Genomic DNA, 15,833 nt, shown 5'->3' with positions numbered 1-15,833 from the left:
TTTTAATCCAATAAATAAGCAATTTTGTTATTAAATGTTGCGACTGACGCTTCAGTAAAAAGCAGCAGTAAGTCACATTTAATGGCGTAATTTTCAATACCATAACTTATTTCAATGGCGAGCGTTTTCTTCCATTTTTCAGTATTAGTATCGATGAGTTCTGAAATTTTTCTATGTTGGCCTAATACCACTGGGTGGCCTTGGCTAAATGACATATCTAATTGCGACGAAATCCCATTTAAACAGGCACCGATAAGAATATTAGCCATGTCCATTAGTAATTCTAATTCAATTGTCTTATCAAAAGTGTTATTTGGTGAATCATTAAATGAATCTTCGTATTTCATTAATGAGGCAATATCTTTAAAGCTTGAGTCATTTAGAATAAGTAAAGCTTCACCTGAAATACCCGCGCCTATAAAGCCTTGGCAAATACCCGAAGTGGTATCTTTATCCTCAACATCGCTCAGTGCCATAATAAGCTCGCTAACTTCGATAAAGTTAACATTTGGAATAGGAAGTACAACAAAAACACCTAACAAACGTGCTAATAAATCCCCTGCTTGCCCCATAGCTACATTTGCTATTTCCTGATAACAATCAATTAACTTACTATTGATTAATGGTGCAGAAGACTCGCGATGTTGTGCTGACTCGCTTGTTGAACTAACCGCTACTTTTGGATTTGTAACGTCAGCGATATTTATTTCTTTAGCACTTCGCTGCGTTGCGTTATTCAAGGATAGTTCATCTACTTCTTGAGCTAAAATGTCATTTTTACTACAAATGCCATAAGATTGAAGAACCGAAGCAAGTTTATCTTTATCGATAGGTTTTTTGATAAACGCTAATGCGCCTAAAGCGGTAACTCTTTTATAAGCTTCAGGTTGAATATCACCCGATATAACAATAGTTAAAGTCGGTAGGTCTTCTTTAACTATTGCTTCTAGTACTTGATAACCGTCCATTACTGGCATATTCAAATCAAGTAATAATATATCCCCTTTACCTTCTTTAATGGCCGATATAGCTTCAACACCATGAGTGGCAAAAGTTATGTCGACATCCCAGCCTATTGGCAGAGAACGTGCAACTTGCTTACGCGCTACAGTAGAGTCGTCACAAATCAATAATGAAGTTGTCATAACAGAAAAACCCAAGATTGCTAAAGAAAAAAAACAAAAACTACGCGTAAGCCCTTTTGAGTAAAGAATTGAGGTAAAATTAGTTACTCAATAATCCATTTCAGCTCGCACCACTACTTTAAACCATAGTTGGATATTAAAAATAAAACACGATTAATTCGCATTTTTTCCATCACATAGGTAAGCTTGATTTCTATTTTACCCTAAGTTAATAATCGAATGATGAAAATTTTAACATTACCAACAATTGCCTTACTCAGCTCCGTATTTGTATTTTCAGCTGCTGCCGAAACATCTCACGTGGAATTAACTGAAACAACAAATTTAGTGATGGCAGGTAATAAGTACGTAACTTTGTTGGGCAACCAAATAAAAGTGGGTGATAAAGCTCCTGACTTTAAAGTCGTCACCGAGTCATTTTCGCCAGTAACATTAGCTGAATTCAAGGGCAAGTCAGTATTGATCTCTGTAGTGCCTAGTTTAGATACTGGTGTCTGTTCAATACAAACCAAACGTTTTAATGATGAAGTAGAAAACTTACCAAAAGATGTTGTAATGCTAACCATAAGCAACGATCTACCTTTTGCACAAAAGCGTTTTTGCAAAACAGAGAAGGTAGATCATATCAGGGTTTTGTCTGATGCAGTTTGGCGTGATTTTGGTCATAACTATGGCTTACTCATTAAAGATATGGGGCTGCTAACCCGTGCCATTATTATTATTGATACCGAAGGTAATGTGGCCTACAAAGAATTAGTCGCGAATATTTCTCAACACCCAGATTATGAAACTGCACTAACTAAATTAAAATCCATAAGCCAAGCTGTTAAGCCAGCTGAAATTACAACAAACGCAAATTCAGAGTAGCAATTTTTTAAGAATAAAATAGTAAGGGTCGTCATAACTCCCTCCCTTACTATGACTTCTCTTAACCGCTATTATAACGTCTTAACATTATTTTAAAATAACAGTAAAAAAACAATCCGGCTTACCTATTAAATATCAACAACTTAATTCAAATTTGTTTATTTTCAAATAATCTTAATTAAAAAAATAATCAAACTTACTCTTGAAATAATATTCATTAATCCCATCTTTAATAATGTAGTCGCCGATAGGGTCTACATTAACCGCCTGTTCAATATTGAAAGGCACCATTAAACTCTGAAAGATTAAATTTCAGGTGTATTAATCCGCAGCATTAGCTGGTTTTAGCATCCTAAAAAATTGACAGAGACAACATATTGCTAAACTTAGATAGGATATGAATTATGCGTACAACTACAGATTTCAGCCCACTTTACCGCTCATTTATCGGATTCGACCACTTAGCTGGTTTAATCGACAAAGCATCAAGAGCAGACAAACAATCTTCTTACCCTCCGTATAACGTTGAGTTACTTGCAGAAGATCAATACCGTATTACTATGGCAATAGCCGGCTTTGCAGAGCAAGAGCTTGATATTGAATCCAAACAAAACACGCTAGTGGTCACCGGAACAAAAACGGGAAACACCAGTAATGCTGAACGCAAGTTTCTTCATCAAGGTATTGCCGATAGAAGTTTTGAACGTAAGTTTCAATTAGGTGACCACGTTAAAGTTATCGGTGCATTTATCGAGCATGGCTTATTACATATAGATTTAGAAAGAGAAATACCAGAAGCGTTAAAGCCAAGAAAAATTGCGATTAACGGTAAAAGTTTATTACAACAAAGTAAGGTAATAGATAAAAGTTAATTTTTGATTTACAAGATTTCTCCCTATTTTGCCCAGTCTTTGACTGGGCTTTTTTATGTAAAAACAACAGTAATAATTAATCAACTTGATGTTACTGTTGTTACCATCCTTTATCAGTGACTACTTTGCCATCACATCAAGCAATGCATGTACGGTTGCCTCAACACCTGACTTAATTGCAGGCTCTGGGGTTATTTTAAATTGTGGACTGTGATGACTTGGCACAGGCGCGCCACCGTTAGCCGCACGTTCAAAATCTGCTTTTGGCGTACCACCGACTTTAAAGTACACACTCGGGATATAAGGCTCTGTGGTAAAGAAACCAAAATCTTCTGCTCCCATACCCGTTTCAGCAGGTTCGAGCAATGCATCAGCGCCCATTTTCTCAGTCAGTACTCCCTTTAAGCGCTTAGCTAGCTTTTGATCATTAAAGGTTGGCGGAAAAGCGAATTCACTCACCACCACTTCTGGCAACTTATCTTCAGGCATACCTGCAGTTCGTGCTGTGCCGATAGCGATTCGTTTAATTGCACTAAGCAGTTGTTCACGCACTTCAGGCGTTAAGCTACGCACAGTTAACTGTAACTTAGCTTCATCAGAAATAATATTATGCTTAGTGCCGGCATGAAACGCCCCAACCGTTATTACACCAGCGTATCGAGGTGCTAATTCACGGCTAATAATGGTTTGCAGGTTGTTAACAATTTGCGCCCCAATAACGATAGGGTCTTTACCTTGATGCGGTGAAGCACCATGAGCACCAATACCGTGCACAGTAATATCAACCGTATCTGCGCCCGCGTAAGGTGAGCCTTCATCAACAATAACTTTACCCGCCTCTGAGTTGGCACTTACATGAAATGCAAAAGCGTAATCAGGCTGACCAAAACGTTGCCATAAATTATCTGCCATCATTGCAGAAGCTCCTGGGCCTTTTTCTTCCGCGGGTTGTCCTATTAACATTAACGTGCCTGACCATTTATCTTTATTTTCAGCCATGTAGCGCCCCGTTCCTACTAAACTCGTAATATGAACATCATGGCCACAGGCATGCATAACGCCAACTAATTCATTGTTCCAATCTTTCATCTTCACGGTTGAAGCATTAGCTAAACCTGATTGCTCTACGACAGGCAAGCCGTCCATATCAGCCCTTACCATCACCATTGGACCGGCGCCATTTTTCAACATGGCGACAATACCTGTGCCACCAACCCCTTGTGTTACTTTGTATCCTACTGCACTTAACTCTTGAGCCAAACGTTTTGCTGTTTTAGTTTCCATTAATGACAGCTCAGGATTACGGTGAAAATGATCCCATAATGGTGCTAAATGCTGCTGGTAATCTTTGGCAATAGCGTCTGTCGTATTTTGCTCAAATGCCAGCACATTACCGGTCGTAAAAGCCGAGATACTAAGCGCTGATGAAATCAAAATGGATAGTAATTTACGGTTCATGTTTAGCTCCAAATAAAGTCAAAGGGTAATCAAAGTAGCGATATATTCTAAAAAAATAACAGTATACATTTGATTGTAAATGAAAATTAAACGTTGATCCCTTGGGGATCATCACGAAAAAAATAGCTTAACTTACTCTACCTAGGCTAATAGCTAATGTCTTCTAATTTCGTTAAACAACAAATACGGCAAGCTAACTGACCTGTTTTCATACTTTCTCAGATTAAGGTTAAATCAAAAAACGCCTATAACTAGCCCAAATAGCATACGAACAAATCCTCGCCATATTGGCTAGCTAAAAGCCTGTTAGAGCGGTAATTCTGCATTTAATGAATATCTTTTAACAACCTTGCTCACTTCTTGATTTATGAACCTCGGGTATATGATTTTTTTAACTACAAATATCGCTTAATTAACTTACGTATCTAGCGTAAATAGTAACTCGGCTAAATCAGGCACCCATTGAAAGGTTTTTAAATGCACACGAGCGCCGAGAACCACCACTTGCTCATCTTGTAATAAGTTACGTTGTCGATCAAAATGATCACTCCCTGGTGCAAAAGAAATTTTACCTTGTGAATTAATCACTCGATACCAAGGCACCTCACGCTCACGCCAACCGTTCTTGGGAACTGCGCCCAGTGCTTTACCAACCAAACGTGCACGTCCAGGCAAACCAGCTAAATCAGCAATTTGCCCATAACTAGCCACTTTTCCAAGGGGAATTGCCTGAACGGTTTGCCATATTTTTATATGATTAGCATTAAAAAGCTTTGTTGAGTTAGCTGCACTCTTAGTCAATATTACCAAGGTAAAACACTGCCATTTGAGTGTTTAAACACCCCGCTTTGATCTTGAGTAAGTTGATTAATTAACCCCACCAATTTTTTAGCAGAATCACTTGCACTTATGTCGCCACCATAATTCACCATTTCGGTTTGTACATAACCGGGGTGATAAATGCCAACAGCAATTTTTTTACTTGCAAGATCATGACTCAACGACATAGCGGCTGCATTTAATACTGCCTTAGACATTCTATAGCCGTAACGCCCACCTGAGGTATTATCACTAATAGAGCCCATTCTAGAAGTAATAAGTGCAACCTTTGCCCCTTCATTTAAATTTGCTTGTAAGCTAACAACAACCCTTAACGGTGCTAAGGCATTAATTTCAAACTGTTCGCGAATAGTATCTAAGTTTAGCTGAGATAAGCTTTCATCTCTTAAAATACCGGCATTGCACACAAGTACGTCAATATCAACATTACTTAATGCTGCAACCATATTGTCAACCCCAATATCGCTGGCTACGTCAATGCCCTCAATAACATTTACATTAAGCTCTTCTAAGTCGGTTGACGAGTTACGACATAAGGCAAAAACCTTATCTCCTTGTGCTTTAAAGTGCGTACACATAGCGAGGCCTATTCCTCGATTAGCGCCGGTGATCACAACATTATTGCTCATTTTATACTTCCTTAAGATTATGGATTTACCTACTATTAAAACTAAAAAACCACTTCGAATGAAGTGGTTTTTATTATTTTATTAAGCTTATTTAGTGATGAACTTATTCGCCACACTTGCCTTCTTTTTCGCCTTTAGCTTTACCTTCACCGCATTTGCCTTCGCCACACTTACCTTTGGCTTTAGCTTTCATTTTACTTTCGCCACATTTGCCTTCGCCGCACTTACCTTTAGCTGCGCCTTTCATTTTGCTTTCGCCACATTTACCTTCGCCGCACTTACCTTTGGCTGCGTCTTTCATTTTGCTTTCGCCACATTTACCTTCGCCGCACTTACCTTTGGCTGCGTCTTTCATTTTGCTTTCGCCACATTTGCCTTCGCCGCACTTACCTTTGGCTGCGTCTTTCATTTTGCTTTCGCCACATTTGCCTTCGCCGCACTTACCTTTTTCGTGGTCATCGGCAGAAACAATAGTCATTACATCTTGCACTGCAAATGGGTTTGTTTCAGCTTTAGCTGGCATGGTTGCTGCTACAGTTAACGCAAATATACCTAATAAAGCTGCTATTGATGATTTTTTAATTAATTTCATACTGTATTCCTTTTATATTATTTTATTGGTTTAACACTACATAAATAAGTATAGCTAATTACACAGACCATACACGACGAAAATAAATTTCAATTTTTTAACACTTTTATCTGTTTTTTTTATATTTAAACGGAGTTTCTTTACATAAAGTTACATGTTCAATTTTATTCAGGTTAACTTTATCTTTATAGAACCACAAGTAATAAAAGGTACTGACCTTACACTAAATAAGCGCTAAAAATATGCTAAGGAAATATTTACTCGTATTTCCTTAGCATATTCCATCAAATTTTATCTATTGAAAATTACCCAATTATTTGCTGAAAGAACAATAACTTGTTAACCTATTTTTAACATAGGAATGATCAGTACAACATAATAAATAAAAACAGGGATTTTAAAATGAAAGCTATCTTTTTACCCATAGTGCTATGCCTAACAATGGCTGCTGCACACGCACAAGATTGGGAACACTTATTTCAACGAGCAAAGTATCAAGATGTAAAAATATCGCCTGATGGCAAACACTTAGCTGTTGCCATGGACTCTGATGGCAAACGGGCGCTCATATTTATTTCTCGCAGTACAATGAAAATGGTGGGTGCTTCTAAATTACCTGGTAAAAATGAAGTAGGCACTTATCATTGGGCCAATAACGAACGCGTAGTATTTAAAATATTTCAACGTGAGCCTTGGCAGGAAGAGCTTAGTTACTATGGCGAATTATTTGCTGTAAATATTGATGGCAGCAGCGCCGAGTTAATTTATGGGTATCGTAATGTTGATAATACCCTTGGCACTCGCACTAAAAAGAAGAAACAAATAAAGGGCTGGGCAAATATCGTTGATATGCTGCCAGATGATGAAAAGAACATTCTAATTAGCTCTACTCCGTGGGGAAGTAATTTTGCCGGTTTATATAAACTCAACATTTATAATGGCCGTTCGAAAAAACAAGTTATAGGTACTCCTGTTGCTAATGCAAAATTCGTCACTAATGCACAAGGCGAGGCAAAGTTAGTTAAAGGGTTTAACAAACAAAATGAAATTGAAGTTCATATTCGTAAAGGTGATGAGTGGCATGAATTAGCCTCTGAAAAATTTGGTAATAATTTTTATCCATTAACATTTGATGAATCTGGTGAAAACTTATTTGTTGTAGATAATTTTCAGCAAGATAAGTCAGGACTTTTTAAGTTAAATTTAAGCGATGGTAAAATGAGCGCTATTTTTACCCCCGGTGGCGTTGATGTCAGTCAGGTAAAAGTAACCTCTGATGAAAAAAATGTTTACGCCGTTGCTTCAGAAGATGGCTTTCCAACTTATCACCTCATCAATAATGAATTAAAAGAAGCACAAGTATTCAAGCAGCTAGTCGCTTCATTTCCAGATCAAAGAATTGATATTACTAGTCGTACGGAAAAAGGTGATGTTTATATTGTGCGTGTATCTTCAGATATTGAAGCAGGCCAGTTTTATATCTTTGATTTAGCCAATAATAAACTTTCTGGCTTGTTTAAGTTTTATCCAAATGTACCACCACAGCAACTCGCTTACACTGACCCGATTGAATTTATGTCATCTGACGGTTTTAAAATAAGAGGTTACTTTACTCAAGCAAAAACAAAATCAGCTGACACAATAGCGCCTCTAGTAGTTTTAGTTCACGGTGGGCCGCATTCTAAAGATGATTGGGAGTATTCCAATGAAGTGCAATATTTAGCCTTAAATGGTTATTCGGTTTTACAAGTTAACTTTCGTGGCTCTACAGGCTATGGCGCAAAATTTTATAATGCTGGCTTTAAACACTGGGGAGATACTATTCAGCAAGACATCTTTGAGGCTTATCAATGGGCCATTAGTGCTGGACTCGCGAACAAAGATAAGGCTTGTATCATGGGTGGGAGCTTTGGCGCATATTCAGCATTACAAAGTGCCATTAAATATCCTAATACTTATCGCTGTGCCATTGGTTATGCCGGTGTATATGACCTACCCTTAATGTTTGATGAAGGTAATATTAAAAAACTTTATCGAGGTAAGGCTTATTTAGAAGATACTTTAGGTACCGACCCTGCAATCCACAGAGAAATGTCTCCTGTTTATAACGTTAGTCGTATCGAAATCCCTATATTTATAGCTCATGGCGAACAAGATGAACAAGTACCCTTTGAACATTCAGTAAGATTAAAATCTGCTTTAGATGATGCAAATAAACCTTACACTTGGCACAAGTTTCGTCGTGAAAGTCATGGCTTTTTTGACCCTGAAAACCATGCAGAATACATGAAAAATGTCGTTAACTTTTTAAATAAAAATATTTAACACAAATACCTATCTACAACTAAAAATAAGAAGATAAAATAAGTACTCTTCTTATTTTTAGTTGTTATCATACCCGCTACAGCTTTTATAAATAATTGATTTCGAGTAGCTGATAACTTGTTGCTAATGACTAATAGTCGACCCTTGACTCCAACATTATTTTCACCTTATCTCACTCTTGAATTACCACATGAAGATATTCAGCAAATTAGCATTAAACGTTAATCGCTACTATCACCGTTTTCCTAGTCACTATTTATAAAAACATTACGATTAACTTTTAAAGTTATTGCACATAATGTCCAATCAACTATCAGAAACACGACAACCGTTAACTTATGCCTAGCTCAAATCATTCTCACGTAAAAAAAATTATCCTCGCACCTATGGAAGGCGTAGCCGACGAGTTAATGCGACATTTATTAACATCTTTAAATAATTATGACTTTTGTATTACCGAGTTTGTTCGTGTGGTCGATTCATTAGTACCTAAACATGTTTTTAGAAAAATTTGTCCGGAATTAGACTACGGCTGCAAAACAAAAAGTGGCACACCTTTAAGAATGCAATTACTCGGGCAAGAGCCAGATTGGATGGCTGAAAATGCCGTTAGAGCACTTTCATTGGGCTCGCATGGTATCGATGTAAACTTTGGTTGCCCCGCTAAAGCGGTTAATAAAAGTAAAGGTGGCGCAGTATTATTGAATGAGCCTGAAAAAATTCATCAAATAATGACGAAGATAAGAGACGCAATTGGCAATAGCCCTACGTTATCAGCGAAAATAAGACTTGGTTTTACTGATGCTTCTAAATTAGATGAAATTGTTAGTGCAGTGCAATCAGCAAATGTTGACCAATTAACCATTCATGCCCGCACTAAACAAGATGGTTACCGCCCTCCTGCTTATTGGCACTTTATTGCAGATATTAGAAAAAAATACGATATAGAAATATTTGCTAATGGCGAAGTTTGGAATAAAACAGATGCCGATAATTGCATCATACAAAGCCAAACCCCAAACCTAATGTTAGGCAGAGGCGCATTAGCGTTACCAAACTTAGCTAATGTTATTAAATTTAATGAAAATCCTATGGCATGGTCTGAACTAAGTAACTTATTAAAACGCTATAGTGAATTAGAGCTGCAAGGTGATAAAAGTTTCTATTTTTCAAGCCGTTTAAAGCAGTGGTTGCGGTATTTAAAACTATGTTATCCGCAAGCAGATAGTTTATTTAATGCGATTAAACTGTTAAAAAATAAAGAAGATATTCTCGAACAGATAGATCGTGTGTCGTCGATATAAACCTTATTAACTTCATTAATCCCCTTATGAGAAAATGCTATAAATTTAAGAAAATAATTATTAGTGTAGCGAAGATTTTTATTATCTAACAAGGTAGTATTAATAGCCTAAAAGACAATTTATTCTCCCTATATAAGAAGCAACGCAGTGAAAAACGGTTCAGAGTTAAGAGCACGATATAACGACATTAATCGAGGTGTGTACTTTATTGGTACTACACCACCCAAAAATGATACCCCGATAGATCAAGTTTCTACCATAGCGGATAAATTACTCGAACGTGTTAACGATATCGACTTTGACGGCTTAATTGTATACGACATTCAAAATGAAGATTCTCGTACTTCAAAGCCACGCCCTTTTCCATTCAAGTCAACACATGATCCAAGACTTTACTCTTCTCTACTGCAACAGAAGTCAAACCGACCTGTGATTACTTATAAAAGTGTTGTGCAATCGAACGGGGATGATTTTAATCAATGGGCAAATGAGGCCTGGCAAGAATATGGTATTCGCGACATTGTGCTGGTTGGTAGCCCTTCGCGACAAAATAATATTAGCTTACCTTTAACTAAAGCGTATGAAACTTTAGTGGCGAATGAAAATGATTTTTTTATTGGCGGTATAACCATTGCCGAGCGTCATGCTAATAAAGGTAATGAACACGCTAAGCTAATTGAAAAACACCAGCAAGGCTGTAATTTTTTTATCTCGCAGGCCATTTATAATCCGCAAGCAACTATTGATATGCTAACGCGCTACGCTATTGAGTGTCAGCAACAAGGCTTAAAACCTCAACGAATAATTTTAACATTTTCACCTTGTGGCAGTAAGAAAACCTTAGAGTTTATTGAATGGTTAGGTGTTAGCGTACCTGAAGCAACAAGTTTACGTATTTTAAATGCAGAGCGCCCACTGTATGAATCTATTAGAATTTGCAGTAATACTTTAGTGCAAATATTAGACGCAGTATTACCCTACAAATTACCTTTAGGGCTAAATATTGAAAGTTTAACCAATCGAAAAGAAGAAATTGATGGTTCAATTTTACTTTATAAACTATTGCGTTCAACTATGGATAATTATTTAGCTAAACAGGAGCTCAATAGTCTCTTTAATGATTAATATTTCATTACTTATTAGTATTGGTAATCTATAACATCATAGCTAATACCAATTGACTGAATGAATCGATCAATTTTAAACGAGGATAAATTTTCAGTAGCAAGGCGCTTGATTGATTCTTACATGGATGTAAGTCATTAGAGCAATGCAGGAGCATATTGTCGAGCAATAGCAGGCTATTGGGATTGAAAGCAACGTAGATACTGGATATTTAAACCGCTTTCGAATGATCGATTGTTTATATCAATTGGTATAATAAGTTAATTACCGCTTTTTTATGTATAGATACGCTATGCTTAAATTATATGTTCTAATATTTTGAAAGGAGTTTATTTATGTCTGGTACAGCAATGGTTGTAGCCATAGTCTTTATATCTGTTGGTTTTGGCGTCATGTTCGACATGTACAAAAAACATTTAGAGTTTAAAGAAAAAACATTAAATAATAACAGCCAAACTAAAGAACAAGCTATCGCTATGATGAAACAAGTTCAAACACTTGAAGAGCGTATGCAAGTACTTGAAAAAATTGTTACTGATGAAGGCTATGACGTAAAAAAAGAGATTAATAGACTATAAAAGAGCAGCGGTAAGCTGTCAGTTTTAAACTTTAAATTTTCAGAATAATCAAAGACAACAGCAAGCCCCAACTAACTTCTATCTTTCAACTGATAGTTTATAGCTTCAAACTTAAGGTAAAAGTACAAGTATTAATATGAAATTAATCATGAAAACAGAGTTTGATAATCTTAGATTAAACCCACGCCACAGCTATGAAAGTGACAGAAATGGTGAAAAGCAAACAGTAAAAATATATCGCGATTCGCAGCTTATCGCTAAAAAAATAACCTTAAAAAAATCAATTCGCTATTTTGCTATCACCGGCTATACAGAATTTATAATCGAACTTCCTGAGTAACAACACACACCTTAGCACTTAATCAAGATCATATTTATCTAAAAATATCTTGTGCTAAGGGTTATGCGAATAAACTATTCTGCAAATGGATCCGTTAATGAAGCTAAGTTTTTTCCATGAGGAATAGGCTCTTTAGTAATAGGGTCAACTTGCACAAAAACAATATCATCAGCTAAACAAATGGTTTTTTTAGTGACTTTGTTTCGCATCATACATGTAATGGTAATTGAAGTTTTACCTACTGATTTAGTTGATAAACCGAATTCAACTACATCACCTTGTTGAGCAGGAGATTCAAAATTAATCGCCCCAATATGCTTAGTAACTAGGCAATTGGTTTCAAGTTGGCAAATAGCATAGATCGCTGCTTCTTCGTCTATCCACTCTAATGCTCTGCCACCAAATAATGAGTTGGCATAATTTAAATCATTTGGCAAAATTAGTCGACGCGATAAAAAGCGCATAAAGATCCTTATATAAAGAGATTAACCGACACATCAAAGTGTCGGCAGATTAATGAAATACTTGTTTATTGTGACTTTGAAGCAATAATGTCTTGAACTAATTCTAAGCCAGACTTATCACATTCAGGTAAGTCGATATCTGTTGTAGCTAGGGCATGTGTTCTGTCGCCCCATTTTACAACATGTGCGCTCCAAGTTAGACCGCCACCAAAGGCAGGAAGAAGCACATAAGATTGCTTAGCAATAAAGCCTTCTTCAATTGCTTCTACAAAGGCAACCAAAGTTGTAGCGGCAGACATGTTGCCGTATTTATGAATATTAACAAACACCTTATCTTTATCCACTTTTAAGCGTTTTACTAAGGTGTCTATAATACGTAAGTTTGCTTGATGAGGTACAACACTCGAAATTTGCTCTGCGCTTAACTGTGCTTGTGATATAGCCTTCTCACAAGCTTGTGCCATACCTGCAACTGCTTTCTTAAATATTTCTTGCCCTAAGAATGCCCAGTTAGATTGCCCAAGTACTCGGCCTTTGTTGGCATACTTCATACCCCAACCTTCTACCGATAAAATATCCCGAGACTCACCGTAACACCCTAAAGCTTGGGTAATAACACCGGTTTCTTCAGTAGTTTCTTCTAAATACAGTGCTGCAGCACCGTCACCAAATAATACCGCAACGTCACGATTATTCCAGTCCATAATCGGTGAAATAGTTTCAGCGCCGATAATCAGTGCAGATTTTACCACACCACTTTTGATCATCGATGTCGCGACACTTAAACTATACATACCGCCTGTACATGCTGTACTTACATCCATACAAGCGGCATTTTCAGCGCCTAATAAACGCTGTACATTGGAGGCTGCATTAGGACAAAGCTGGTCAAAGGTTGTACTACCAAATACGATTAAATCTACATCTTTAGCTGTTTTACCCGCAGCAGCTAATGCACGTGCGCAAGCAACATGCGCTAATTCACTTACAGTAACATGAGAAATTCTTCGCTCTTTCATGCCAGTTCTAGAGGTGATCCACTCATCATCTGTTTCCAGAAAAGTCGCTAAATCATCGTTGCTAAGAATAGCGGGTGGTAAGCACTTGCCCCAACCAGTAATTGCTGCGTATGTCATAGTTAACCTTATTTATTGTTGCTTTTACGTAAACAAGTAAAAACAATCTATTTTTATAGCCGTATGATACTACAAAAATATTCTTTTTTAGAGCAGTTTTACTGACTATACCTTCTATATTTAGTGCAGACGCTGCATTTACTAAACTTCAGAAGATATTAACTCAAAGGTGTTGCGCCAATTTTTATAATCAATAGGGATAGGAATGTGGCGGTTACCTTTAATTAACACTAAGGAAGGGAAGCCATTAATAGGCAGTTGTCGCATTTTGGCAATCTCTGTTTTTAACAAGTCATCAATGCCTTGACTGTTTATTTGCTGTAAAAACGCATCGCCATCTAAGCCAATACCAATAGCGAGTTCGTGCAATGTATCGATATCAGAAGGATTTTTTGCTTGTAAATAATAAGCTTGTTGAATGGCCGAGAGCATTTCTTGCTCTTTACCACTAGCTCTTGCAATTAAAGCCGCACGACATGCTGGATAAGTAGAACGTCTTGGCTGGCATTTTGTCCAAAAATCAAAATTAAATTGGCTACCGAGTTGCTGAGCAATATTTTCCCAAGTTTGTTGTAAAAATTTTTGCATTGCTGACGGCATAGGCTCATTGCTATCAGGCGCTAATCCACCTAGTCCATACATAATATCAATATGCAATGGTAGTGAATCTTTTAACTTAAGCCAGGTTGGTGCATATCCCCAACACCAACTACACATAGGGTCATAAATATAAACTAGAGTTGCATTCATTTTTACTTCTTCCACTTTCTAAAAATGTCAGTTATCACAAAGATATTTTATTATTCACTCTACACATATCGCATAAAAAACAACCTATACATTAAGTACTTATTTAGGTTATGCTATAAATATGCATATAATATTAACTTATTTTTAAGGGAACTACATGTTAAGAAGCATAGGGAAAATAATAGCTTTAGCCTCACTGACTTTAACGTTTAACACGTCCGCAGTACAAATAACTGAGTGTAAGACAGATGAGTGCGTTACTTATTTCAAATCTTTTAAAAAAGCGTCAAATCGCGGTCATAGAAATGCTACATATACGTTAGCAAAGTTTTATCACTTTGGCTTTGGTACAGAGGTAGACAAAGCAAGGGCATTAAAATTTTATAAAAGAGCAGGCATTAAAGGGGTACGAGAGGCTGAATATAAAGCCGGTATGCTTTTATTAACAGAAGAAGAGCTTTATGACTTAGATGACGGTATTAAGTGGTTAAAACGAGCAGCGAGGAAAGGACAACCCAATGCAGCTTTTTTATTAGGCAGAACCTACCTTGCTAAACAACGTTATCAAGAAGCAGATACTTGGCTAACTTTAGTTTATAAAGCTCACCCTACAAAAATTGTTCGCTGGATTAGCGAGGCACAGCAAGACCAAGCATTTGATAAAAATAACTTACCCACTTTACATGTAGCACTTGAAGAGACGCCGCTTGAAACTTTTAACATACTCAATTCAGCTGCATCTCACAACATTGAAGTTGTTACTGTAACGGGACTGCATAGAAATACATCTCTAGATGCAATGCTTGCTAGCTATAGAAAGCGTGTTACCTCTACCGGCACAAGATTGCCAAATATTACCTGTGATCAAAATGTTGCATGTAATAAAAAATCACTCAACGAAATGAAAGACAGTATATGGGTAAGTCAAAGATAAGAATTAGCGCTGCAAGCTAATCAATAATACTGCTCAAATAAAAAAAGCTTAAGTTACAAACTTAAGCTTTTATGAATAAATTGCGCTAGTTGCTAATGCAGCGTTATTTTAGAACGGCATTTTCATCCCTGGAGGCATTTGCATACCGCCAGTTAGCGAACCCATTTTTTCTTTGTTTTGCTCTTCAACACGACGCACAGCGTCATTCATTGCCGCGGCAACAAGGTCTTCAAGCATTTCTTTATCGTCTTCCATTAAGCTATCGTCAATAGCAACACGACGAACATTATGGTTGCCTGTCATAGTTACTTTAACCATGCCGGCACCCGCTTCGCCGGTAACTTCCATATTGGCTAACTCTTCTTGAGCTTTAGCCATTTTAGCTTGCATTTGTTGGGCTTGTTTCATTAAATTGCCCATGCCACCTTTCATCATAATTTTCACTCCAAAGTTATATGCCGCCAAAGATAGTGC

Annotated in this window: 17 protein-coding genes; 8 read left to right on the top strand and 9 right to left on the bottom strand. The window is 37.0% G+C overall.

Annotation, left to right across the window (positions count from 1 at the left end; genetic code table 11):
• Positions 1-2: 2 nt before the first annotated feature.
• Complete coding sequence (locus tag AC27H3_RS06310) at positions 3-1,145, bottom strand: response regulator (RefSeq protein WP_487104630.1); 1,143 nt, start codon at positions 1,143-1,145, stop codon at positions 3-5.
• 219 nt (positions 1,146-1,364) lie between these two features.
• Here AC27H3_RS06310 and tpx point away from each other — a divergent pair, with 219 nt between their 5' ends.
• Together tpx and AC27H3_RS06300 are read left to right on the top strand one after the other, a co-directional pair.
• Positions 1,365-2,012, top strand: coding sequence for a thiol peroxidase (gene tpx / locus AC27H3_RS06305; protein WP_487104629.1), 648 nt, complete (start codon positions 1,365-1,367; stop codon positions 2,010-2,012).
• Between the two features lie 404 nt (positions 2,013-2,416).
• The gene (locus AC27H3_RS06300; RefSeq protein WP_487104627.1) at positions 2,417-2,884 is read left to right on the top strand and encodes an Hsp20 family protein; all 468 of its coding nucleotides are present in this window, start codon (positions 2,417-2,419) and stop codon (positions 2,882-2,884) included.
• 120 nt (positions 2,885-3,004) lie between these two features.
• Here AC27H3_RS06300 and AC27H3_RS06295 read toward each other — a convergent pair whose 3' ends face one another.
• From AC27H3_RS06295 to AC27H3_RS06280, 4 genes are all read right to left on the bottom strand, one after another.
• A complete protein-coding gene (locus AC27H3_RS06295; protein ID WP_487104625.1) occupies positions 3,005-4,342 on the bottom strand; it encodes an amidohydrolase in 1,338 nt (445 codons plus the stop codon).
• Between the two features lie 417 nt (positions 4,343-4,759).
• Positions 4,760-5,143, bottom strand: coding sequence for an MGMT family protein (locus tag AC27H3_RS06290; protein ID WP_487104623.1), 384 nt, complete (start codon positions 5,141-5,143; stop codon positions 4,760-4,762).
• 2 nt (positions 5,144-5,145) lie between these two features.
• Complete coding sequence (locus AC27H3_RS06285) at positions 5,146-5,811, bottom strand: SDR family oxidoreductase (RefSeq protein WP_487104621.1); 666 nt, start codon at positions 5,809-5,811, stop codon at positions 5,146-5,148.
• 103 nt (positions 5,812-5,914) lie between these two features.
• Entirely contained in the window at positions 5,915-6,403 is a 489-nt protein-coding gene (locus AC27H3_RS06280) for an HvfA family oxazolone/thioamide-modified RiPP metallophore (RefSeq protein ID WP_487104619.1), read from the bottom strand.
• A gap of 402 nt (positions 6,404-6,805) precedes the next feature.
• Here AC27H3_RS06280 and AC27H3_RS06275 point away from each other — a divergent pair, with 402 nt between their 5' ends.
• The 5 genes from AC27H3_RS06275 (at position 6,806) to AC27H3_RS06255 (ending at position 12,075) form a co-directional block, all read left to right on the top strand.
• A complete protein-coding gene (locus AC27H3_RS06275; protein WP_487104618.1) occupies positions 6,806-8,728 on the top strand; it encodes an alpha/beta hydrolase family protein in 1,923 nt (640 codons plus the stop codon).
• 338 nt (positions 8,729-9,066) lie between these two features.
• Positions 9,067-10,032 (top strand): tRNA-dihydrouridine synthase, encoded by a 966-nt coding sequence (locus tag AC27H3_RS06270; protein WP_487104617.1) that lies wholly within the window; start codon positions 9,067-9,069, stop codon positions 10,030-10,032.
• A gap of 147 nt (positions 10,033-10,179) precedes the next feature.
• Positions 10,180-11,157 carry a methylenetetrahydrofolate reductase gene (locus AC27H3_RS06265; RefSeq protein ID WP_487104616.1) on the top strand — a complete coding sequence of 326 codons (978 nt, stop codon included), beginning with the start codon at positions 10,180-10,182 and terminating at the stop codon, positions 11,155-11,157.
• Between the two features lie 335 nt (positions 11,158-11,492).
• Positions 11,493-11,735, top strand: a complete 243-nt coding sequence (locus AC27H3_RS06260) for a hypothetical protein (RefSeq protein ID WP_487104614.1) — start codon at positions 11,493-11,495, stop codon at positions 11,733-11,735.
• A gap of 148 nt (positions 11,736-11,883) precedes the next feature.
• Positions 11,884-12,075 (top strand): hypothetical protein, encoded by a 192-nt coding sequence (locus AC27H3_RS06255; RefSeq protein ID WP_487104612.1) that lies wholly within the window; start codon positions 11,884-11,886, stop codon positions 12,073-12,075.
• 74 nt (positions 12,076-12,149) lie between these two features.
• On the opposite strand, the gene AC27H3_RS06250 is transcribed toward AC27H3_RS06255, so the two are convergent.
• The 3 genes from AC27H3_RS06250 to AC27H3_RS06240 all read right to left on the bottom strand — a co-directional run bounded on the left by AC27H3_RS06250 (position 12,150) and on the right by AC27H3_RS06240 (position 14,425).
• Positions 12,150-12,539, bottom strand: coding sequence for an acyl-CoA thioesterase (locus AC27H3_RS06250; protein ID WP_487104611.1), 390 nt, complete (start codon positions 12,537-12,539; stop codon positions 12,150-12,152).
• A gap of 65 nt (positions 12,540-12,604) precedes the next feature.
• Positions 12,605-13,675, bottom strand: a complete 1,071-nt coding sequence (locus AC27H3_RS06245; protein WP_487104610.1) for a beta-ketoacyl-ACP synthase 3 — start codon at positions 13,673-13,675, stop codon at positions 12,605-12,607.
• 141 nt (positions 13,676-13,816) lie between these two features.
• On the bottom strand, positions 13,817-14,425 hold the full coding sequence (locus AC27H3_RS06240) for a DsbA family protein (RefSeq protein WP_487104609.1): 609 nt from the start codon (positions 14,423-14,425) through the stop codon (positions 13,817-13,819).
• A gap of 157 nt (positions 14,426-14,582) precedes the next feature.
• Between AC27H3_RS06240 and AC27H3_RS06235 the strand changes: the two genes are divergently transcribed.
• Positions 14,583-15,359, top strand: coding sequence for a tetratricopeptide repeat protein (locus AC27H3_RS06235; protein WP_487104607.1), 777 nt, complete (start codon positions 14,583-14,585; stop codon positions 15,357-15,359).
• 108 nt (positions 15,360-15,467) lie between these two features.
• Here the strand turns inward: AC27H3_RS06235 and AC27H3_RS06230 are convergent, their stop codons facing one another.
• Positions 15,468-15,797 carry a YbaB/EbfC family nucleoid-associated protein gene (locus tag AC27H3_RS06230; protein ID WP_101685925.1) on the bottom strand — a complete coding sequence of 110 codons (330 nt, stop codon included), beginning with the start codon at positions 15,795-15,797 and terminating at the stop codon, positions 15,468-15,470.
• Positions 15,798-15,833 lie beyond the last annotated feature (36 nt).

The organism is Colwellia sp. NW0002-52-1 (genome assembly GCF_057550865.1).
The sequence above is the reverse complement of the archived record's forward strand: the minus strand, read 5'-3'. Positions and strand labels throughout refer to the sequence as shown.